Origin of the sequence: Okeania sp., assembly GCF_035285525.1 — a bacterium.
GTDB lineage: Bacteria > Cyanobacteriota > Cyanobacteriia > Cyanobacteriales > Microcoleaceae > Trichodesmium.
The window spans coordinates 35,369-58,009 of the sequence record NZ_JAYKGW010000039.1; the positions used below are offsets into that span (position 1 = coordinate 35,369).

A 22,641-nucleotide genomic window follows, 5' to 3' on the forward strand; every position below is an offset into this window, starting at 1 on the left:
CTATATAGATACTTAGCAATTACTATAGTTATAAGATAAAATTGTTGTTCTGACTTTCTACCCCCTACTCCCGACTCCCTACTTTCTAAATATGTAATTAATTCTATATAGATACTTAGCAATTACTATAGTTATAAGGTAGAATTGTTTTTCCGAATTTCTACTCCCTACTCCCTAAAGCCATTGAAAATTATCAGAAAAAAAATGTCTAATCATGTTTTATCTCCAGATGCACAAGCAATAATGTTATTATGTGCTAGCTTTGGTGAAAATAGAAATATCTACCCAGAACCTTTAACCTTAAGTGAGTATAATAGACTTGCCAAAATATTGATAGAAAACCAACTCGGACCAGGAGACTTATTAACTACAAAAGGGTTAAATATTCTGCTAGAAATTGAGGGTAAACAATTCAACGATGAGCGCTTAGTAGCCTTATTAGAAAGAGGTGGAATTTTAGCTATTACTCTGGAAAAATGGGTGAATCAAGGTTTATGGATAATTACCAGAAGCGACAGAAATTATCCGAGAAAATTGAAGCGAAATTTGCAATATTTAGCACCAGCAATTATTTATGGTGTAGGAAATATAGAATTATTAGAAAAAGGCGGATTAGCAATTGTCGGTTCTCGTGATATTAGTGAGGAAGAAAGAGAGTATACAAATACTATAGGAAAACTTTGTGCATCTCAGGGAATTAATGTAATTTCTGGGGGCGCAAAAGGAACAGATATAGAGGCAATGTTAAGTAGTTTAGAAGTTGGTGGTACTGCGGTGGGAGTTTTGGCAGATAGTTTAAATAAAGCGTCTGTTTCTATTAAGTATCGTGAGGGTATTAGGGATGGTCAATTAGCTTTAATTTCTACTTATGATCCTAATTCTAGATTTACTGTTGGTAATGCAATGGGTCGGAATAAGTATATTTATGGTTTATCTGATTATGCTTTAGTTGTAAGTAGTGGTTTTGATCGGGGTGGTACTTGGGCGGGTGCTACAGAGGTTCTACAAAAATATCAGAAAATATCTGTATTTGTGAAGGTTGAAGGAACAGTTAAAAAGGGAAATTTAGCCCTTTTGGATAGAGGAGCAATACCTTTTCCTATAGAACCTTGGAATGATGATTTAAAGGAACTTTTGTTAGGATCAAAAACTGAGTCATTGTCAGAGTTAGAAAGTTCGGTAAATTTATCTAAAGAAACATCAGAATTAAAATCAGAAATTCAGTCAGATTTCTCAGAAAAGAATTTATCTTCAGAGTTAGAAACTCCGATAAATTTATCTAAAGAAACATCAGAACTAGAATCAGAACCTCAGTTAGATTTGTCAGAATTAGAAACTCCGATAAATCTATGTAAAGAAACATCAGAATTAGAATTAGAACCTCAGTCAGATTTATCAGAAAATGATTCATTGTCAGAATTAAAAACTCCAGTAAACATATCTGACAAAAAAACTGAATTAATATTTGCACAAAAACCTAATTTATCCACTTCTGAAATAACTAATCAAAGTATTTATAAAAAAGTCTTGCCAATCATCCTAGAAAAATTAACACAACCATACAAAGAAAAAGATTTAGTTAAAAGATTAGAAGTGCGAACTGGTCAATTACGCAATTGGTTAAAAATAGCCACAGAAGAAAGAAAAATAATCAAAAATAAGAATACAAAAGAATATGAAATTGTTGCTAAAACTCAAAAAAATCAAACTTCAACACAGCAATTAAGTATCTATCAAGCAGTATTACCAATCATACTTGATAACTTAGAAAAACCACAAAAAGATAAAAATTTAGCTACAAAGTTAAATGTAAATATTAGTCAATTACAAGATTGGTTAAAAATAGCCACAGAAGAAAAAAAAGTAATTTCAGAAAAATCTAATATTTATGTAATCTCCCCAAAAAAAGACATCGAAAAATTACCTGTATTTGATGCAGTAGAAGATGATGAAGAAGAAGGATTAGATTGGTGAAAAAGTAATGAATAATGAAGAATTAATAATGAAGAATTAATAATTAATAACTGATATACCAATTCCCACAGTTATACTCCCCTACTCCTGTAGAGACCTTGCATGCAACATCCCTACCCTACTCCCTAAAACAAATGAAAATTTACCACAAAATATCCGACTGGTTAGAAACTAAATGGGTAAAACCAGCTTACGCAGGTGGTTTGCTCGGAACATTATCAATATTTTTCTTCGGTGCCGCCACAAACACAATGGCAGGATGGCTATATTTAATTAGTGGCATCAGTTTCGCATTATTAGGAATGGGTGCCCTTTTACCAGGGCGATCGCTACGTCAAATCAAAGTACGTCGCCATCCTATTCAACCGATAACCGTAGGTGACAGTTTAGCGATCGCTCTCACCATAGAAAACCCCACTAACCAACCATTAGCATTACTGCAACTCCAAGACGACATTCCCTCCGTCTTAGGAAAACCAGTAAAACAAGCAATAGAAGTTATCCCCCCCAAAGAAACTTACCATTGGTTGTATTACCTCCCCACCGAAAAAAGAGGTATATATAGATGGCACGATCTGCAACTGCGAACCGCTGCACCTCTAGGTTTATTCTGGTGTCGTCGCAGTCGAAATGCTAAAGCGATAGCCATCGTGTATCCTACTATTTTACCCCTGAGTAGTTGCCCTATCATAGATCAACTTGGTCAAGAAAAAAGTCGTCAACTGCACGAACATAGTCATTATCAAATGGCTTCGGAAGGGTTAACTCGGACATTGCGTCCATATCGGTTTGGCGATCCTAGTCGTTTAATACATTGGCGAAGTAGTGCGCGTTATGGGGAGTTGCGAGTTCGGGAATTAGAAGTATCTCAGGGAGGAGAAGAAATTATCATTTGTCTCGATAGTGCTGCTGACTGGGAGCCTGAGAATTTTGAAACTGCGGTAACTGCTGCTGCTTCTTTATATTTTTATGCTAACCGTTCTTTGTTAAATGTTCAACTTTGGACTGCTGCTACTGGGTTGGTACATGGTAATTTAGCTGTGTTGCAAACCTTAGCTGGAGTTAAATTTGGGGAAGAAGTTGTGGCAGGAAAACCTCCGGAAAGAGCTTTGGTTTGGTTGACAGAAAATTTGGTTAGTTTAGCTTCTCTTCCTCCTGGAAGTAGATGGTTATTATGGTTAAATGAGTCTATTTCTGCTGCCAAAGAAATACCAAAATTTGAACATTGTTCTGGTTTAGAAATTAGTTCTAATCAACCTTTAGAATTTCAACTACAGTCTAATATTTTAGGGAGTAAGGAATAGTAAGACCTCTCCCCCAACCCCTCTCCTGCAAGGAGAGGGGAGCATTTTCTCCCCCTTCCCTTGCAGGGAAGGGGGTTGGGGGGTTAGGTCTTAGCCTTTTGTAACTATCATATAAGTGTAAAATTGTCAAGATGCAAAATTTTAACCGAATTTTTCCTGTAAAGTAGCTTTGTGTAGTAAAATTAATATAATTAACCAGTACCATCGTATAACAAACAAATATTATGACCTTAACCACAGAAAACAAGAAATTATCTAGTGACAAATCTTTAGAGGCGATGAAAAAGTTCGCTGAAAAGTATGCTAAGAATACAGATACTTATTTTTGTGTAGACCCATCAGTTACTGCTGTGGTAATTGAAGGTTTAGCCAAACATAAAGATGAATTGGGCGCTCCTCTATGTCCATGTCGTCATTATGAAGATAAAGAAGCAGAAGTAAAAGCTACTTATTGGAATTGTCCTTGTGTACCAATGAGGGAACGTAAAGAATGTCATTGTATGTTGTTTTTAACTCCAGATAATGATTTTGCTGGCGAAAAACAAGAAATTACTCAAGAAGAATTAGAGTCAACTAGACAAAATATGTAGCCATTTTGTAGCCATTTTGTAGGGTGCGTTACGCTTCGCGCTCCACACCCTACTGAACTGATAATTAATAACTGAAATGATTTCTGAACAAGAAAAAATTCCCCAAGAATTTTGGCAGGGAATAGCAGAATTTAACGAACAACAATTCTATAAATGCCATGATACTTTAGAAGCTTTATGGTTGGAAGCTGGAGAACCTGAAAGGACTTTTTATCAAGGGATTTTACAAATAGCAGTAGGACTTTATCATGCTGGAAATGAAAATTGGCGTGGTGCGGTTATGTTGTTGGGAGAAGGTATTAGGAAATTGGGTTATTATCAGCCTAATTATTGGGGAATTAATGTTGATAAATTATTGACAGAAAGTAGTGAATTATTGAAACATTTGCAAATATCTGGACCTGATAAAATTGCTGATTTTGTGCGTGATGCTTCAAATAATAAATATCCGAAAATATTAACAATAAAAGATTAATTATCTAGTCAATTAATTGTTTGGTTAACAAGACTTAATCCGGCAAAATATGCTGAATTTGACTTTAATTAAATCAAGCGATCGCTTTCTTATATGGAAAAGTAGGGTTTTCACTAAAAATTGATCGAATAATTAGATCAAAAAAAAAGTATAACAACAGACTTAGGAAAACAGTTTATTCAGTTTATAAAAAATCCACTTGACTTAAGAACAAAATAATAAATATCTGTTCCTAGCAAAATTTCCTCTTTTATTTTTATTTTTAATAACTTCAAAGGTTGGGTTAGCTCATAAATCAACTTAAATAAACCCAACCTTTCACAAAATTAATTATTTCTCTCATTCTCGATTCGATCAATTTTAGCTATTAATAAACTCCAGTTAGTAGCAATAATTCTTTGATTAGTAACATGATCGTAAGCTTCCCATTCTTGAGAAAGTTCTGTATCTTGCCAAATAAACCAGTTGCGATAAATTTCTCCACTGTCAATATCACCACATAGAGATAACCAATCATCTCCTGTAAAATATTCTATTTCTTGCATCACTAAATTAAGTTCAGCTATACTTAAAAATGTTTCTAAGTCATTATTATTTATCTGAGAATTTTGAGGGATTTTGCTTTCGTTTATTAATGTGTATTTCATAGTTTTTATCCAATTTTATTTATCAGTAACACAACCTTCCAGGTTGTTACAGCCTACAAGGCTGAAATGCAAATAGTTATGAACAACCTTCCAGGTTGTTACAGCCTACAAGGCTGTGTTACAATTTGAGCTTCAATATCACCTATTTTTTCCTCTAAAGTATCTTTTTGAGCACCAAAGCTATCATAACTAAAATAAAAATGACCAAGAACTCTTCCCTGATAACTACGTTTTGTAAATTTCCAACCTGGTTCCAGAAAAATTTTCATTGCTCCATTACTTATTCCCCCAGTTCCACCTATTAAAATTCTATCTCCTTTTAAAGAAGTTCCCCATAATTTAATTTCACCATCAATATTTTGTAAAGTTAATCTATAGTCCACTGATAAATCATAATCATCTACCCTTATTGAATAACCATTACTATCAGTAGCTCGTCCACAAATACCAGTAAAATTAAAGTCTAATAGTAAAGGTTCCACCAAAATTGGATATAATTCACTTTCACTTTCACTCCAACAAAGTCTTTCATTAGAACGCTGCTCTAAAACTATCAGTTTATAACGAGGAACTTCATCTTCGTTTAAATTACTTAGAGGTATTGCGATAGCAATAACTTGGTTTTGATTAATTTCTACTTCATCAAAGGTGTAATTTGCTTGAGCAGGAGTGACAGAATTAATACTTAAAAATATAGTTGTTAAAAGAGTAGAAACGGAATTACGAATAAAATTTTTCATTTTTAGTTAGCTCTGATTTTTGATTTTGTACTCTTAAAGCTTAAATAAAATCATAAGTTCCTGTGGAGAATATTAGGAACTTAATTGAAAAGAACTGCAAAAAATATCGAAAAGTTAGAATTGCCTAGATAGTTAGGTTTAAAGACTCCAGCAGTCAAAATATTATTAATTAGTTAACTTCCTTAAATTAGAAAAAATTTCTTATCTTCGTTAATATAGTATAGCTGTAAAAAATGATTTGTGAGAAAAAACTTTAGGGGTTTGGTCTTCAAACTCCTTTGCACTTGGCTTGGGTCTGCCAACCCCTGCAATAAAATCTTATAGTGTAATAGGGGTAGGTTGGTTGGTTGGTTGGGTTTCACTTCGTTTAACCCAACCCAACCTGACTACACTACTGTAGGGGTTTGGTCTCCAAACTCCTTTGCACTTAGGGAAAGGAAACCCAACCTGACTACACTACTGTTGGGTTTCGTTCCTCAACCCAACCTACGTCTCACGAGGGAGCAAGATACTTCCACTGCTATATCCTGTGAGATCAAATTCGGCGGTTAACTCCTACAAATGTTGTATGGTTTAATCTTTTGCCTAAGTTCTGTTAAAATAAAAACTACAACAATCGTAAATAGGTTGTAATATTTTACCATAGGAATTTGGAAGCTAAATCCCTTATGGGTTTTGGTTTGGAGACCAAACCAAAACAGCTTTTTCTGTTGTAAAAGTTAAAGTAGAGAATTTCTACTCCCTACTCCCTCTCTTGGTCGATTCGATATGGCGAGGAAACCCGCTCTTGCAGAGCCGCTCCGAAGTACGCCATTCCTCGACCGCTACTCCCTACTCCCTATTAAAAATGGAAAAAAAATCAAAACGCGATCGCGGACGAATTCTGACAACTTCTGGACTAAAAAAGTTAAATGAAGCTATTGATGAATGGAAACAGCAATATAACCTCAGAGGTACTCTAGTAGAAATTGAAGCAGAGTCTGGGGTGGGTTCGGACACTATCAGTAAAATTCGACAGGGTAGAGTCGGTGCAGACTTAAGCAAAATTCAACAACTTTTTGCTGCTTTTAGTCTCACATTGGATGAAACCGATCACCGTTCTGGAAAACAAGGTTCATCTTCAACAGAGTCGGAAACTCTGGGGGAACTGTTACCAATACTAAATAATGAACAAATAGTCAGTCAAAATAGTTCTCAAGTTTTCATTAGTTATCGCAGTCAAGACCCAGACCAAGAATTAGCGCGACAGTTTGAAACTGCTCTGACTGCTGCTGGTCATCAGGTGTTTATGGCAGCAGATCATATTCGTCTAGGAGAAAATTGGTTTCAGCGAATAAATGAAGAGTTGAAACGATGTGATTATTTACTGTTGTTTTTGCCTCCTCAGTCTGCGCAAAGTGAGTTGCTGACTTATCAAGTACAACTGGCGAAGGAGTTACAATTTTCTCGACCAGACCGTAAACCTATAATTTTGCCGATACGGGTAGGTTTTTCTCTGAGTACACCTCTTAACCATGACTTGCGCGGTTATCTCTATCGTATTCAACAACGGGAGTGGCGATCGCCTGAAGATAGTGTAGTTATTTTGAAGGAAGTTTTGACTTTGTTAGCTACTTCACCAGAAAATTTAGCGCCGGAAATAGAGGAGGAAAAAGATGTTCAAAACCCTGAAGAAATTAGTAGCATTGTATCAGGAAGTCGCCCTCCTTTACCTGCTGCGGAACCAGAAATACCGGGCGGACAAATTGATGTGGCATCGACTTTTTATATGGAACGCCCACCTATTGAGGAACGTTGTTATCAAACTATATTACAACCGAGTGGTTTAATTAGAATTAAAGCGCCAAGACAGATGGGTAAAACTTCTTTAATGGCAAGAATTTTACATCATGCTGGAGAGGCAGGATATCGGACTGTACCTTTGAGTTTTCAGTTAGTAGATAAGGAGGTTTTTAGTAATCTTGAACAGTTCTTAAAATGGTTTTGTGCGTATGTGGGAAGAGAGCTAAGTTTACCAAATCAATTAGATGATTATTGGGATGATATTTTTGGCAGTAAAGTTAATTGTAAGGATTATTTTGAGAAGTATTTATTAGCTCAAATAGATACTCCTTTAGTATTAGGTATTGATGAAATTGACCGGGTTTTTCAATATCCTGATATTGCTGAAGATTTTTTAGGATTATTAAGAGCTTGGCATGAGGAATCCAAGCGACGTGCGATTTGGAAAAAGTTAAGGTTATTGATGGTACATTCGACAGAAGTTTATATTCCCATGAATATTAATCAATCTCCTTTTAATGTGGGATTACCGATAGATTTACCAGAATTTAATCAACAGCAAATTCAGGATTTAGCATCGCGACATAATTTGAATTGGTCCGCATCAGAAGTTGAGAAGTTAATGGCAATTGTTGGGGGGCATCCTTATTTAGTTAGGGTGGCATTATATCATATTTCTAAACAGGATTTAACCTTAGAAGATTTACCAGAAAATGTAACTACTGAAACCGGAATTTATAGCGACCATTTACGACGACATTTATGGAATTTAGAAGAACATCCAGAGTTAGTTGAAGCGATGAAAAATGTAATTTCAGAAAGTTCGAGTCGGCAGTTAACCGGGATGTTAGGTTTTAAATTAGATAGTTTAGGTTTAGTCAAATGGGATAATAATAAATGTTATCCGAGATGTGAATTATATCGTCAATATTTTCAAGCTCATTTGTAGTTGCTAGGGGCGGGTTTTTTCCAGAATCTTGATACATAACATTAATTTACCTAAACCCAGTTATCAGTTCGTAGGGGCGGGTTTCACCAAGAATCTTGTTATAACTGATTGACTTTTCTAAACCCGCCCCGTCCAGTGGGTCTGGGGGCGGGTTTATTTAATTTAATATTCATATCTATAAATATGTCTTGTGATTTTTCGGGAACTGTAACCCGCCCCTACATTGGTGGCAAAATTGAATGTGGGATGGTGATGTTAAGTTTTCTGTTCATAGCTGGCAAAAAAATGGTTGAATTATAACACTATGATTATAGATTAATGTAGATTTTTTAGCACATATTTAGAATAGTGTCAATTGGGAGCGATCGCCAAGCTAACAAAAAAAATAATCCCTATATCCGTGGCATAATCTGTGTCGAGCTACTAGGGAGCGATCGCTAATAATATGTTAAAATCTGAAGGGGATAATTTTGGAACTGATAAATTTAAAATGCACTTTTTTCCCTCGGCAAGTTCCGGCTTGAAATACAAAGTTTTAAGTTTACCTCCTAACTTTCCTCTAGACAATAATAATTCTGAACAGGGAGTTTGTACAATGGCTTATGCTATTCGGGGAGCATTTACGGATTCTCAACATTCTTGATCTTTAGGAATCTTACCTTTTGCTGACCCGAATCAACCAAGAACGGCAAATATTATTAGACGACCAGAACATGAAATTTGGAAATTACAAGATAGTGAAAAATTGTCTGAATTTTTTGAGAAAGCTTTTCTACAAATACCAATAAACGAAATAGTTTCATCAGAAGAGAAAGAGCGTTTTGCTAAAAGTGAAGGTGGATATTTTCCTATTCCTCAATATTGTTCAGGGTTACATTTTTTATTATCAAATACAGATAATTCTGCTGGAATAGTTTTATTAGGAGATGCGGTACATTGTTTTCCTCCCGACCTTGGGCAAGGTGTAAATTCTGCTTTGGAAGATGTGTTTATATTCGAGCGATCGCTTACTGAAACTAATTATATTATCTCTGAAAGTTTGCCATTATTTGAGTCTTTGCGTTCTCCAGAGATCAAGCCATACGTTTGAGTCAAGCTGCTTTTCCTTGGCAATATAATCAAGATATTCTGGGTAAACGACTGTGGAGTATTAACTTTTTTGTTGGGTTATTGTTGAATAAAATATTGCCTTTTATTTTTGCTCCTCCTGCTTTGATAATGATTCAAAACCATAAACTTAGTTATGGTGAAATATGGTCTATGGCTGAAAGAACAACTATCTATATATATGTCTTGGGAATAGTTTTAATTTTCGGAAGTTTAGCTTGATCGTTTGATAATTTTTAGTGGTACTAAAATTAATAAGTCAGTTAAAAGGTATGATTATTAAAATCAAATAATTTCTGTTCCCTCCCCCTCCCAATGACAATATTGAGCTGTCATTGCGAGGCAGTGATAGAAATAGTTAATCTTTAGGAGTAATCATTAACTTAGCCCTAGGCAAAGCTTTCCCTAAAGGTAGCAATCTCTTAACATATCCAATATATCGAAGAGATTGCTTCGGGGGGTGTTGGGTGATTCAAATCAAAATAATTTCTGTTCCCTTTCCCCTCGCCATGACTATTTTGATTATATACGAAATCAGCACGGATTTATGAAAAATTATTGCGCAATAGTTTGAGACTACTACCTGATAACTGATAACTGATAACTGTTTTACGTCCAACCTCTGAAAAAGGTATTTTCCTGCCAAACACTTGCTGTTTTCTGTTCGATCACTCCCATGTCCTGCTGACTCAACTGCTGAAACTCCTGCGCTACCCTCACATTCGACTGCAACATCTCTACCGACTCCGTCGCAATAATACAACAATGTACCCCAGGTAAAGACAAAACATATCCCATCGCCTCCTGCATATTCAAAATTCCTGGTTTGAGCAACCTACCGTAAGCAGGTATTTTCATCCCAATAACACCGACATTTTTTTGTTGCGCTACTGGCAAAACTGTGGAAGCAAAAGGTCGTGGATGATGTTGATCGGCAGCATTAAGAGAAACCAAAGCTGTATCAAACGGATAACGACGCAACCCCTCAGCAATAACATCGGGTTCGTGATGACCTGTGATTCCGGCAAACTTGACTATTCCTTGTTCCTTTGCCTCCTCCATCGCTTTTATAGCACCTTGGGAACCGAAAATTTCATCTAAAGTTTCCATAAACGAAACATGATGTAACTGCCACGAGTCAAGATAGTCGGTATTTAACCGTTTTAGCGATCGCTCCAACTCTTGCCATGCTCCATCCCGATCTCGTCTTGCTGTTTTACTTACCAAAAATACATTTTTTCTGTAAGCAGGCAAAACTTTTCCCAGATGTGATTCACTTGCTCCGTAACTAGCAGCAGTATCAAAATATTTAATTCCTAAAGATAGAGCAGTTTCAATAATAGCGATCGCTTCTTTTTCTTGTCGGCTTTTATCTACAGGTGTTTTTCCTGCTCCCCCCAAACCTAAAAGTGGTACTTTTATGCCTGTTTTGCCTAATATTTGTTCTGGCATTTTGGATGTAGTTGGGATTTCTACTGATGCTACTTTTGTTTGAGTTTGGTTATTGATGGCTGCACCACCGATGATGCCACCTGTAACTGCCAGAGTGGTTAGTATTAAGTTACGTCGAGTTGTTTTTTTGTACATAGTTATTTATAGTTTTTTTGACATTATAACAATTATAAAAAATTATGTTTTTTGTGACAGCATATTTCATCTTATGTAAGGTAAAGTTGTGACAGGCAAGATGTCTATGTTGCAGGTTTTATTATTAATATTTTTATTTCATATAGTTGGAATTTACTGTATATTATACCATTTCTAAAAAGTCAGGCTATACTTGGAACCCTGCAAAAATAACTAGAAAAATTACAGAGGTTATTTAACAATACAATTACATCAAGAAATAGTATTTATAAATAGAAAATACAAGTATAGCAAAGTTTTTGAGAAATGGTATTACTTACTTATTTTCGGTTAGCAAATATCAATTCTATAATCTAGTTCAACAGTTGTCTCTATCGACGAAGCGGAAGGAATCTCATATCTTTGCGGATATTGCTTCCTTCCACAGTGTTACCGCTCGCAATGACTTAGATATAGTTATTATCCAGATTTGATATTTATAGGACTTACGCAAAGAAACCGGGTTTCTAGGATAAATCGTTGTTTTGAGCAATAGATGTCTACGCTGGTACCGGGTTTCTGGGTTCACATGGCTTTAGTCCTGATTTATATAAAATCTAAAAATCCAACTCTACAAATAAGTCTGCAACTGCTAAGGTAAAACCTGGTAAAATATCTTCTCCATCTAAATTATCAGTAATTTTTAATAATTTATCTGGCTCTGGTTTATGATCAACTAAAATTGATTTTTCATCAGGATTAATTACCCAAACTAACCGACAGCCATTTTCAAAATATTCAACAATTTTCTGATGAAGTTCCTCAAACATATTATTAGGAGAAATTATCTCCACTGCCAAATCAGGAGCGCCTTGAAAATAACCTTTTGGTAATCGCTTTAATCCTAACAAACAGTCTTTAGAAACAAAAGAAATATCTGGAGAACGTTTATTTCCCGATTTTAAATTAAAAGCTGTGCTGGAGTCGCAAGTTACACCTAATTTTTGAGGACGAACATACAACTTTCTTAAGCCATATAAATAAACAGCAATATTGCTATGTTCCATTCCCGAAGTTCCCATATCAACTAATTCTCCATTAACTAATTCATAATGATTATCATCTTTAGATAATTCTATAAATTCTTCATCTGTTAAATTGTTTTTATCAGTTGCTATAATCATAAGTCTATCCTGCTATCTTGAGTCTGTAGCATAGGCATCTTACCTGTCATATTTATAAGCATTTAGCCGTCATAATTCATATTTTAGCTATTGTTTTTGGTTTGAGGTTTCAACCCTACCTATAATTTATAAATATCTTTATTTAATACAAAGTTTTGTATTAATCATGACTTACGCAGATAACCATATATAGTAAAGGTGAATGGTATTCGCCCCTAAAGGTTTTGCATATTCTCTTATATTGCTTAAGTCCTGTTTATAATATTTATAATAGATAGTTTTAAAGTCCAGGTCTTACAGCTAATTTTTAAAGTGAATATTAAGCCTATAAATTCCCTAGTATACTTAGGTTTTATAAGTTATTTTCAAGTAAGTTTATAATTACTAAAAGCTAGGTCATTTCAGTTATCAGTTATCAGTAGAGAGTGAGCTTCCGACTAAAGCTGGAGGCTGGAAATACTGAGTTAAGTGTTTTTTAATCCCCTATCCAAGGGGAGGCTTTATACCTAATTTTTTGTTAATATAAGACTTTTGGAGAAGTTTACGCTCTCAGATATTATTGCTGATAGCTGAGGTGCTAATAGCTAAATGCTTACTTATATTATAATAGCTACATGCTGACCTCTATTTTTAGTCAATAGCAAATGTTTAAATTTTACCTCAAAAAAATTACAATTACTTTCCTGATATTATTTTTCAATCCATTAATCGCTTTTAGTCAAGAAACAACTACAAAAATTTGTCCTGCCGAACTAACTAATGATATTAATGCTGTAGTAAACCGCCCAATTTTTCATCGTTCTCGATGGGGAATTTTAGTCGAAACTTTATCTAGCAAAACTACAATTTACAGCCATGATTCTCAATATTATTTTATTCCTGCTTCTACAGCAAAATTATTCACAACGGCAGCATTATTACAACAACTAAAACCTCAATTTAGAATTAGAACTTCTATTTATAGCGATGGAAAAGGAAATATATATGTGGTGGGAAGAGGCGACCCTAGTTTAACAGAAACTCAACTCAAAAAATTAGCTCAACAACTAAAACAACAAGGCATAAAAAATATTAATCAACTAATTCCCGATCATAGTTATTTTCAGGGAACAGGAATTAATCCGACTTGGGAATCCGAAGATATTCAAGCTGGTTATGGCGCACCAATTAATAGTTTAATTTTTAATCAAAATGCTATAGATTTAATTTTATCTCCCCAAGGTTTAGGTCAACCTTTAAAAGTAACTTTTGCCGATTCAACCCAAAGTAAAAAATGGCAAATAGAAAATAATTCGGTGACTGTAGCAACTAATGAAAAAGAATTTGTAGAAGTAGGGCGCAGTTTTATTGAACCAATCATTCGTATATCTGGGCAACTGCAAGTTGGTTCAGCATCGGAACCTGTTTATGTAGCAGTTGTAGAACCTGTAGATAATTTTTTAAATAAATTTCGTCAGGTTTTAGAGTCAGAAGGAATTAGGGTTTCTCGAATAGTCAGAAACTCTCAAACAACCTCAAATTTAAACTTAACTGAACTCGCTGTTGTCGAGTCTCCTACTTTGGGGGAATTAATAGAGGAAGTGAATAAAAAAAGTAATAATGTTTATGCAGAAGCTTTATTACGTCAACTGGGCGTTAGGAGTAAATTAGTTCCTAATCAAAAATCTAATAATGATACTTTGACAAAAAGTTTAGAGGAGGTAAAAATAATTTTAACTAGGTTAGGAGTTGCTCCGAATAGTTTTAGATTAAATGATGGTTCTGGATTATCTCGTCATAGTTTAGTTAGTCCGGAAGCTTTAGTACAAACTCTGAGAATAATGGCTAATTCTCCTTGGGGAAATATTTATAGAAATTCTTTACCTATTGCTGGTGTAAGTGGTACATTAAGTGGGCGTTTTAGAAATAGTTTTGCCGAAGGAAATGTACAAGCAAAAACAGGAACATTAAGTGGAGTTTTAGGTTTAGCAGGATATATAGAACCTCCTAATTTTGAACCTTTAGTTTTTAGCATTATTGTTAATCAATCTGATTTAAAAAACCGAGATATGAGAAGTGCTATTGATGAAATAGTTTTGCTTTTAACTCAGTTAAAGTCTTGTGGTTAGAAATTATTTGAAGGTAAGTAATAATTAATAATTATAGCAATATGAAATGATTTGTGAGAAAAAACTGTAGGGGTTTGGTCTCCAAACCAAAGCACCCAGGGATTTGGAAATCAAACCCCTACGATAAAATCTTGCAACCTATTAGTCATCAGCTAACCTTAGAATTGTTTGATTTTTTACAAAAGCTGATAGCTGACTGCTGAATGCTTACGAATGATAAATATTTTCCACAAAATGTTCGGAATTAATTTCTATTACTAAATCTACTAATTCTTGATTTTTTATCAGTGGTTTAATAAATAATTCTGGATGCAATGCTTGCCAAAAATAATCGACAAACTTTTCAATTTCATCATCACTCATTCCCGATTTTCCTGAAGCAATCATTTCTTTTTCTGCTTGTTTCCGCCATTGTTTAGAAAAACGATAATCTGTCGGATATAAAACTATTAAACTATCTAACTTTTCCCACAAAGGTAAATATTCTATTAATTTTTTATTCATATCACGGGCAAACTTTTGGTCTGCTTTTGTGATAATTGGTGATAGTGAAATATCGAAATTTTGCTCTGAAATTGGTCGAACTCCAACAAACCAACCTTCAAATAAAACAATATCAACTTTATCTACAATTTCTGGTTCAATTCTATCTCCAGCACCATGAAAAAGAGATTTATTAAATCTAGGAATAGCAATTAAATTATCAGAACTTTTATTTTCAGATTGACGTAATTTATCTAAAGTTTCTATGCCTAAATTAACATCATGGGTTCCTGGAGGTCCGCGCCAAATTAATCGGGAATCTTGCTTTTGTAAAAGTTGACGTTCGGCGTAAGTTTTATAAATATCGTCAATAGAAATGCTAATAGTTTTATAGCCGAGTTTGTCTAAAATTAAGACTAAAATTTTTGCTAAAGTAGTTTTACCAGTTCCTTGTGCGCCTAAAATTCCTTGAATTAATGGATGACTTAAATTTTGACATTTATTAGCCAATTTTATTGCTAAAGGTAACCATAATTTCCATAAAATTTCTAGGGTATAATTATCTTCAAGTGGGAATTTATCATAGTCTGTAATTACTGACTGAAATAGAAGCGATCGCTCTCTAATTTTTTCTCTCACATTGGCTGAATTAATGTTAAAAGCATTAGCACGTTTTTGGTCTATTAATTCCTCGTTTACTAAGGTTTCTAATTCTTTTTTTTCTAGAGATTTACCTTCCTGTAAAGGTTGTAAAATTTCCTTGATAGATAAGTTGGAAAATTCCATAAAAATTTTAGATGTTATATACTAATATGAAATGATTTGTGAAAAAACTGTAAGGGTTTAGTCTCTAAACCCAAGTGCAAAAGGATTGAGAATTTATCATAGTCTGTAATTACTGACTGAAATAGAAGCGATCGCTCTCTAATTTTTTCTCTCACATTGGCTGAATTAATGTTAAAAGCATTGGCACACTTTTGGTCTATTAATTCCTCGTTTACTAAGGTTTCTAATTCTTTTTTTTCTAGAGATTTACCCTGCTGTAAAAGTTGGAAAATTTCTTCTATAGATAAGTTATAAAATTTATGCAATTTTCTATATATTACAATATTTATCAAGTGATAGTAAATCCGCTTGAGAAGAGAGATTATTCATGAAGGTAAGGAAATTATGTATAGGAAATCTTCCCTAAACTCCATAGCTTTTAAAGAGGAGATGCAGATGTAAAAATGACTCAGTTAATGTTTTACTGAAAATTGATAACTGTTAAGATGAGTTGGAAAATTCCATAAAAACTTTAGATATTGTAGTGTTAATAAAATTACTGATAACTGTTCAGATTAACCCCTAACTAAAAAAGCTAATAACTGATAAATGTTCAGATTAATTGCTAACTAAAAAAGCTGATAACTGTTAACTGTTAAGAGCCTAATTTGAAAGCTTCTAAAAATAGACCATAAGTAAAACCTATTTTAAAACCATTCAAAATATCTATTCCCAAAGAACGTGGAATTTTTCCTCTACTACCATATACCAACCAATTTAATATTTCAGTAATTAATAAACAGATTAAAGTATATAAAACATCTAAGTAACCTTCTTGTCCAGCAATAGTAGAAACTGCACTTGCTGCAAAATTACCAAACAACAAACTAATAATTAATAGAGAAATCCGGCGCCAGGGATTAAGCAACCATTGTTTAAACCTTTCCAGAATAACATTTAGTAATCTATTCAGACGGGTACTTTGCATAGACAATATTAAGATTTTGAATTTATAGGATTTTCAAGTTAAAAATACTGGAGATAGTTTAACATAAAACAATAGCATCCTATAGCAATTCTATTTTATTCATGTCAAAAATTTTGCCTTTTTTCGGGAAAGGCAATAGGTTATTTCAGCTATCAGTGAACCTCCAACTAAACTTGGAGGCTTGAGACCTGATTTTTTGGCAATAGTCAATAGTTAAGAGTTTCAGAATTTATTTCTATTTTTTTATTTGCTACAACCTCTTGAGGATTGCTATATAATGGTAAGCATTCAGCTATTAGCTTTCAGCTATCAGAAATAATACTCTACTTTTGTAGTAAGATTTAACTTTGGCTTAATCAGAGAATACCTAATTGAGTGAGGTTTAAATAAAGCTTCTGTAGCGGAACTAAAAGCAATAGCTAATAGCTGATAACTAACGGCTGAATCTTACATATAATGTTTCAAGTTCAACAAAATCAGAATGCAATGACCAATTCATTATCAATTAATAAATACTGGATAATTACCTCTAGTTAAAACATCGAATTGAATATACCCAAAAGATTAATTATTTATTATTAGTTACTAGAGAGTACAAAATTATAAGAATAACTATTGTTAGCTAAAGCTTTCACCAATGTCAAGGTTAGAAACTCTCTATTTATAATTGTAGGTGCTATAAGCTTTTGCCAATAATACTCTCAGTCTTGAGAGCAAATAGTTTTTCAGAATAACTTTGTACTCTCTAGTTAATTATTAATTATTCATTATCCATAAACTTATCATCATAAATAAATTATCTAAATGAAACTAATACAACAGTCAAAAATTATCAATTGGTTGAAAGCTCAAGCAAAAAATAATCTTTCTATATTATGGATTTACATTTTCTGTCTCTTTTCACTTGCTTGGTTAGCTTTCTTCTATAACCTTAGTAATATTGGTTTAATTGATGAAACAGAACCACTTTTTGCTGAAGCTGCTCGTCAAATGGTAGAAACTGGAGATTGGATTACACCTTATTTTAATGGAGAAACTCGCTTTGATAAGCCACCTTTAATTTATTGGTTAATGGCAATATCTTATCATATTTTTGGTGTTAATGAATGGTCTGTTCGTCTCCCTTCGGCAATATCTGGAACTGTCTTAATGTCTTTTGGTTTTTATGTACTTTATAAATATGGTTATTATCAGAAAAATAAGTCTTTAAAGATGAGATTATTAATAGCATGGATTGGCGCTGTAATGATAGCTTTAAATCCAGAAACTATTGCTTGGGGTCGTGTAGGAGTTTCTGATATGTTATTAACTGGTTGTATGTGTTCAGCACTATTAGCATTTTTTATGGGATATGTTTCCCAACCGACAAAAAATACTGATATTTATCAGCAAAATAATAGTGAAATACTCAGAGAAAATGTTTTATATACACCAAATGAAAATCAATTATTAACACCTAAAAAATCTCCCCTATTTAACAAATGGTATTTAATTTTTTATATACTAATATCTTTAGCAGTTCTTACCAAAGGTCCGGTTGGAATTGTTTTACCAGGAATTATTATTGGTTCCTTTTTATTATATTTAGGTAACTTTTGGCAAATCTGCCAAGAAATAAATATTTGGCGTGGCATTTTAATTTTTATAACTATTACATTCCCTTGGTATTTTCTAGTTACTTTAGAGAATGGAAAAGAATATATTGATAGTTTTTTTGGTTATCACAATTTTGAACGTTTTACCAGTGTTGTGAATAACCATCAAGGACCTTGGTATTTTTACTTTTTAATTGTACTCATTGGTTTTGCACCTTGGTCTGTTTATCTACCAGTAGCGATCGCTAGAACTAAATTTTGGCAACGCAGTTATTGGCGTAGAAAACCTCGAACTGAACAATTAGGTTTATTTGCCTTTTTCTGGTTTATTTGTATTTTTATTTTCTTCTCCATTTCTGCTACTAAATTACCTAGTTATGTATTACCATTAATGCCAGCAGCAGCAATATTAGTAGGATTATTTTGGAGTAATATTATTTCTGGAAATTATTTCTTTAATCAAACTAATAAAACTGAAAATAATTCTATTCAATCATCTGTAAATCCCACGAATAATCTGGGGAAATTTGTTTCCAAATTACAGATAAATACTACCAAGTCAAAACTTCAATTTTTAAATTTTTCAGTTATTGCTAATATCATTTTTCTGCTAATTTTAGGTCTAGTAACTATCTACAGTTTCAATTTTATAGGTAAAGACCCAGCAATGCCATATTTCCCAGAATTAATAAGAGAATCTGGTTTACTAATTCGTGGTGGATTAATTTTTATCATCACAGCAGTAGTTATTAGTTTTCTTTTCATAAAAAAACAAATTTCTTGGATATGGAGTGCTAATTTTATAGCATTAGTAGCTTGTTTTATTTTTACTATGAATCCAATAATATTTTTACTAGATCAAGAACGTCAATTACCCTTACGTCAATTAGCTAAAACTATTGTTGAAGTTAGACAACCTGGAGAAGAAATAATTATGATTAGCTTTGAAAAACCTAGTTTAGTTTTTTATACTAAAGAACGAGTAAAATTTTTCCAACGCGCTACAAATACTAGAGAATATTTAGAGGAAATTGCTACCCAAGATTCTTCTGGTAATATTATGATGATTGGCTACCCAAAAAAGTTTATTCATGTAGGTTTAGAAGCAGGAGAATATCAATATTTAGACAGTCGTGGTGCCTATCAATTAGGTAAAGTTCCTAAGAATATTTTTTTACGAAAATAAAGTTGAGTTTTTTTAAGAGATAGTAACCATTAAGCTATTAGGTATCAGCTATTCAGTGCGGAATGCTACGCCCACAGCAATAATATCTAAATAGGAGGTTATTTTTTGTCTCAGTTACTGATATATTTGTTGATTTCAACTATATTAAACCTAAACTATCAAGCCCCCTTTCATTCGTGGGATTTGGGGGGATTAAACTCTTCCATAATATCCTATAATAGCAGATATTAAGCATTAAGCTATTAGCTTTCAGCTATTCGGTGCGGAATGCTACCCCAACAGAAATAATATCAAAATAAGAGGTTATTTTTTGTTTCAGTTACTGATATATTTGTTTGGATATTTTTGTTGATTTCAACTATATTAAACCTAAACTATCAAGCCCCCCTTTCACTCGTGGGATTTACGGGGATTAAACTCTTCCATAATATCCTATAATAGCAATAGCAGATAGTAAGCATTAATATATTAGCTTTCAGCTATTCGGTGCGGAATGCTATACAGAAATAATATCAAAATAAGAGGTTATTTGTTGTCTCAGTTACTGATATATTTGTTTGGATATTTTTATTGATTTCAACTATATTAAACTCTCTATAATAGGCAGTGCTTCACATTTCATTAATGCACCCTACTAGACTGTTGCAGTGTATTCGCAGAAAATATTTAGTCCGATTTTGAGAATATATAAAACAATAATAGTAGCGATCGCTGGATCGATAGGTAATCCAGAAATTGTTACTATAGAAACTATTAATCCCCTTAATAAGGGAGCGCTACCTGGATTTTTAGTGTATTCTTTAAATTGGGCACGAAAACCTTCATCACCACAAAGTTCTTGACGGAGTACCTCAAGAGTTACTTTCCAGAAAGATTTACCACTAGGAGAAAACGCCTCTAATGGGGCATTTTTTTTATGCCAAAGTTGATTAAAATTCGTGTCAAGTTTACCGTTATTTTTTTCCAATATTGCTAGTGCTTTTTGTGCATAATTGTTATCTTGTAATAACTGTTGCTTTTCCTTAATTTCATCAAAAGTTAATTTAGTTTCCATATTTTCTTCTCCATTTAATTGTCTTTAGTCATCCACACAATATCGCCCAAAATTCGATCTACTGGTGGCAATAAATAAACATTAAGGTCTATAGTTAAAACTGATTCAACTAACTGCATAAACTGCCATTGAATCCCATTACTTACACTACCATAAATTGTAGAAATAGGATAATTTTGTATTTCATTAAATCGTTGAGCAGCAATCATTTCTGCCATACATTTACCAGTTCCTGTTTTGATATCGGTTTTCTTTGCTTCTACCACCACAACTGCTGGCGCTTCAATCTCTAAAACTTGTGTTGAGCGAGTTAGCAAAAAATCACATTTCCCATTTAAACCTACTCACTTATCAACATTAAATTTTTCTCCAGAAAATAAACTAATTTTACGGTCTAAAAGTCGTCTTACTTCCAAAAGCAATGGGTAAATAATACCTTCCGAACGAGCTTTTTCACTGCCAGATGTAGCAACAATAGGTAAGCTTTCTTGAAGATAACCAGAGAGAATAGGAGAAGGAGCGATCGCTTCAGTTTCTGGCAAAAAGCGATTGCCTTCTACTACTGTTATATTAAAAGCTGTTTTAACGCTGTTAATGGTGTTGAACTGACTGTAAGACATAGAATAATTTCCAGATAACTGACTTATAGTAAGGCGTCTAGATTTATGAGGGTGGGTAAATTTCATAAATTAAGACCTCTCTCCCTTCCCTGTTCCCCCCTTTCAAAGGGGGGTTAGGGGGGATAAAAATTCAGGTTTTTTACCCACAAAATTCATTTAATTTTACACTGAATTATTGAACTGTTGAATCAACAAATCAGGAGTCATAATTTGGGGATTAACAACTGGAAAATTCTGAGTATTTCTAGTAACAATAACATCTAATTGATTAATCAAAGCGGTACTGTATTTAATAGCATCTTCAAAATTGGGAAAATTTGTATTTAGAGCCAAATCTATTACCACATCATTAACTGTTGCCATTTGGCAAAATGTGCCGATTCGTCTGAAAAAATCAACAGTTAAATTTCGTCCTTTTTCTTTGCTAATAATATCATAAAGTTCGCTAACACTTGAAGCCGAAATATAGCCTTCAATTTGTTTTTGGTAAACAAATGATATAACTTGAATACTTTCCAAATAAAATGGCTGTCGCTCTAGGGCAACATCTAGAATTATATTGGTGTCTATAAGAATTTTCACAAGTTATTTTTCTCCTTTAAATATTCCCTTTTGGGTTGGTCAATGTCAAAATTTTCAGGAGCAGCTTGAGTTAATTATAACCATTATTTTAAAATAGGAATGTTACATTCAACTTTTCTTTTAGTTTTGGTTCTTGGTGGAGCAGTTCATAATTTTAAATCTAATGATATCATACACTATTATTCAGAACTAAAACCATAGGAACCCTGGGAACCCAGAAACCCGGTTTCTACAAGAAATTCGGTTTCTTTGTGGGTTTCTTTGCGTAAATTCTATTATTGTTATAATGAGAAAAAATTCCTAAAAATATATCTCTAAATGAGGTGATTATGTCTGTAGAATTAGAACGGCGACAATTTACTGTCAAAGAATATCATACAATGGCTGAATCAGGTATTCTCACAGAAAATGACAGAGTAGAATTAATATCAGGAGAAATTGTTAAAATGTCACCTATTGGTTTGCGTCATGCTGCTTGTGTTAATCGCATTACAAAATTATTTTTTCGACATTTTCTTGAGAGGGCAATTATTCACGTTCAAAATCCAATACGGTTAAATAATCAGAATGAATTACAACCAGATTTATCTTTATTACAAGAGCGTGATGATTTTTATGAAGGTAAATATCCCCAACCAGAGGATGTATTCTTATTAATAGAAGTGGCAGATTCATCTATTAAGTATGACCGAGAAACTAAGATGCCTTTGTATGCTAAAAATGGAATTTCTGAGGTGTGGTTGATAGATATTAATCAACAATTAGTAGAGGTTTATCGACAACCTCAAGGGAATAGTTATCAGAATGTGCAGCAGTTTTTTCAGGGGGATATTTTAACTATTGAAGCTTTTAATGATATTAATTTAGCTGTTGATAAAATTTTAGGATAAGTAACTCCTTCAAATTCATTAAAATATATTTCTAAATATTGTAAGAGGTAAT

Annotated in this window: 22 protein-coding genes; 11 read left to right on the top strand and 11 right to left on the bottom strand. The window is 33.3% G+C overall.

Annotation, left to right across the window (positions count from 1 at the left end):
* Positions 1–204: 204 nt before the first annotated feature.
* The 4 genes from VKJ25_RS04200 to VKJ25_RS04215 all read left to right on the top strand — a co-directional run bounded on the left by VKJ25_RS04200 (position 205) and on the right by VKJ25_RS04215 (position 4,343).
* Positions 205–1,974 (top strand): DNA-processing protein DprA, encoded by a 1,770-nt coding sequence (locus VKJ25_RS04200; protein WP_324235371.1) that lies wholly within the window; start codon positions 205–207, stop codon positions 1,972–1,974.
* Between the two features lie 134 nt (positions 1,975–2,108).
* Entirely contained in the window at positions 2,109–3,278 is a 1,170-nt protein-coding gene (locus VKJ25_RS04205) for a DUF58 domain-containing protein (RefSeq protein WP_324235372.1), read from the top strand.
* 224 nt (positions 3,279–3,502) lie between these two features.
* Entirely contained in the window at positions 3,503–3,868 is a 366-nt protein-coding gene (locus tag VKJ25_RS04210; RefSeq protein WP_324235373.1) for a ferredoxin thioredoxin reductase catalytic beta subunit, read from the top strand.
* Between the two features lie 76 nt (positions 3,869–3,944).
* Complete coding sequence (locus VKJ25_RS04215) at positions 3,945–4,343, top strand: DUF309 domain-containing protein (protein ID WP_324235374.1); 399 nt, start codon at positions 3,945–3,947, stop codon at positions 4,341–4,343.
* Positions 4,344–4,669: 326 nt separating this feature from the next.
* On the opposite strand, the gene VKJ25_RS04220 is transcribed toward VKJ25_RS04215, so the two are convergent.
* A complete protein-coding gene (locus tag VKJ25_RS04220) occupies positions 4,670–4,990 on the bottom strand; it encodes a hypothetical protein (protein WP_324235375.1) in 321 nt (106 codons plus the stop codon).
* A gap of 98 nt (positions 4,991–5,088) precedes the next feature.
* On the bottom strand, positions 5,089–5,730 hold the full coding sequence (locus VKJ25_RS04225; protein WP_324235376.1) for a DUF3747 domain-containing protein: 642 nt from the start codon (positions 5,728–5,730) through the stop codon (positions 5,089–5,091).
* A gap of 847 nt (positions 5,731–6,577) precedes the next feature.
* On the opposite strand from VKJ25_RS04225, the gene VKJ25_RS04230 reads away from it, so the two are divergent.
* From VKJ25_RS04230 to VKJ25_RS04245, 4 genes are all read left to right on the top strand, one after another.
* Positions 6,578–8,461: an AAA-like domain-containing protein gene (locus VKJ25_RS04230; RefSeq protein WP_324235377.1), complete on the top strand. Its 1,884-nt coding sequence runs from the start codon at positions 6,578–6,580 to the stop codon at positions 8,459–8,461.
* 445 nt (positions 8,462–8,906) lie between these two features.
* Positions 8,907–9,104, top strand: a complete 198-nt coding sequence (locus VKJ25_RS04235) for a hypothetical protein (protein WP_324235378.1) — start codon at positions 8,907–8,909, stop codon at positions 9,102–9,104.
* 102 nt (positions 9,105–9,206) lie between these two features.
* Positions 9,207–9,551 (top strand): FAD-dependent oxidoreductase, encoded by a 345-nt coding sequence (locus tag VKJ25_RS04240; RefSeq protein WP_324235379.1) that lies wholly within the window; start codon positions 9,207–9,209, stop codon positions 9,549–9,551.
* Positions 9,548–9,790 carry a hypothetical protein gene (locus VKJ25_RS04245; protein WP_324235380.1) on the top strand — a complete coding sequence of 81 codons (243 nt, stop codon included), beginning with the start codon at positions 9,548–9,550 and terminating at the stop codon, positions 9,788–9,790. The genes VKJ25_RS04240 and VKJ25_RS04245 overlap by 4 nt, the downstream gene beginning before the upstream one ends.
* Positions 9,791–10,177: 387 nt before the next feature.
* On the opposite strand, the gene VKJ25_RS04250 is transcribed toward VKJ25_RS04245, so the two are convergent.
* On the bottom strand, positions 10,178–11,155 hold the full coding sequence (locus VKJ25_RS04250) for an aldo/keto reductase (protein WP_324235381.1): 978 nt from the start codon (positions 11,153–11,155) through the stop codon (positions 10,178–10,180).
* A gap of 596 nt (positions 11,156–11,751) precedes the next feature.
* Complete coding sequence (locus tag VKJ25_RS04255) at positions 11,752–12,318, bottom strand: Uma2 family endonuclease (protein ID WP_324235382.1); 567 nt, start codon at positions 12,316–12,318, stop codon at positions 11,752–11,754.
* Positions 12,319–12,962: 644 nt separating this feature from the next.
* Between VKJ25_RS04255 and dacB the strand changes: the two genes are divergently transcribed.
* Positions 12,963–14,426: a D-alanyl-D-alanine carboxypeptidase/D-alanyl-D-alanine endopeptidase gene (gene dacB / locus VKJ25_RS04260; protein WP_324235383.1), complete on the top strand. Its 1,464-nt coding sequence runs from the start codon at positions 12,963–12,965 to the stop codon at positions 14,424–14,426.
* A 207-nt stretch (positions 14,427–14,633) separates the two neighbouring features.
* Here the strand turns inward: dacB and VKJ25_RS04265 are convergent, their stop codons facing one another.
* The 3 genes from VKJ25_RS04265 to VKJ25_RS04275 form a co-directional block, all read right to left on the bottom strand.
* The gene (locus tag VKJ25_RS04265; protein ID WP_324235384.1) at positions 14,634–15,695 is read right to left on the bottom strand and encodes a glycerate kinase; all 1,062 of its coding nucleotides are present in this window, start codon (positions 15,693–15,695) and stop codon (positions 14,634–14,636) included.
* A gap of 14 nt (positions 15,696–15,709) precedes the next feature.
* Entirely contained in the window at positions 15,710–16,000 is a 291-nt protein-coding gene (locus tag VKJ25_RS04270) for a hypothetical protein (RefSeq protein ID WP_324235385.1), read from the bottom strand.
* A gap of 329 nt (positions 16,001–16,329) precedes the next feature.
* Positions 16,330–16,662 (bottom strand): DUF565 domain-containing protein, encoded by a 333-nt coding sequence (locus tag VKJ25_RS04275; protein WP_324235435.1) that lies wholly within the window; start codon positions 16,660–16,662, stop codon positions 16,330–16,332.
* Between the two features lie 804 nt (positions 16,663–17,466).
* Between VKJ25_RS04275 and VKJ25_RS04280 the strand changes: the two genes are divergently transcribed.
* Complete coding sequence (locus tag VKJ25_RS04280; RefSeq protein ID WP_324235386.1) at positions 17,467–19,443, top strand: ArnT family glycosyltransferase; 1,977 nt, start codon at positions 17,467–17,469, stop codon at positions 19,441–19,443.
* A 634-nt stretch (positions 19,444–20,077) separates the two neighbouring features.
* Here the strand turns inward: VKJ25_RS04280 and VKJ25_RS04285 are convergent.
* The 4 genes from VKJ25_RS04285 to VKJ25_RS04300 form a co-directional block, all read right to left on the bottom strand.
* A complete protein-coding gene (locus tag VKJ25_RS04285) occupies positions 20,078–20,497 on the bottom strand; it encodes a hypothetical protein (protein WP_324235387.1) in 420 nt (139 codons plus the stop codon).
* A 14-nt stretch (positions 20,498–20,511) separates the two neighbouring features.
* Positions 20,512–20,814 carry a hypothetical protein gene (locus tag VKJ25_RS04290; protein ID WP_324235388.1) on the bottom strand — a complete coding sequence of 101 codons (303 nt, stop codon included), beginning with the start codon at positions 20,812–20,814 and terminating at the stop codon, positions 20,512–20,514.
* A 27-nt stretch (positions 20,815–20,841) separates the two neighbouring features.
* A complete protein-coding gene (locus VKJ25_RS04295; RefSeq protein ID WP_324235389.1) occupies positions 20,842–21,117 on the bottom strand; it encodes a hypothetical protein in 276 nt (91 codons plus the stop codon).
* A 162-nt stretch (positions 21,118–21,279) separates the two neighbouring features.
* Entirely contained in the window at positions 21,280–21,699 is a 420-nt protein-coding gene (locus VKJ25_RS04300) for a type II toxin-antitoxin system VapC family toxin (protein ID WP_324235390.1), read from the bottom strand.
* Positions 21,700–22,028: 329 nt separating this feature from the next.
* Between VKJ25_RS04300 and VKJ25_RS04305 the strand changes: the two genes are divergently transcribed.
* Positions 22,029–22,589, top strand: coding sequence for a Uma2 family endonuclease (locus tag VKJ25_RS04305; protein WP_324235391.1), 561 nt, complete (start codon positions 22,029–22,031; stop codon positions 22,587–22,589).
* Positions 22,590–22,641 lie beyond the last annotated feature (52 nt).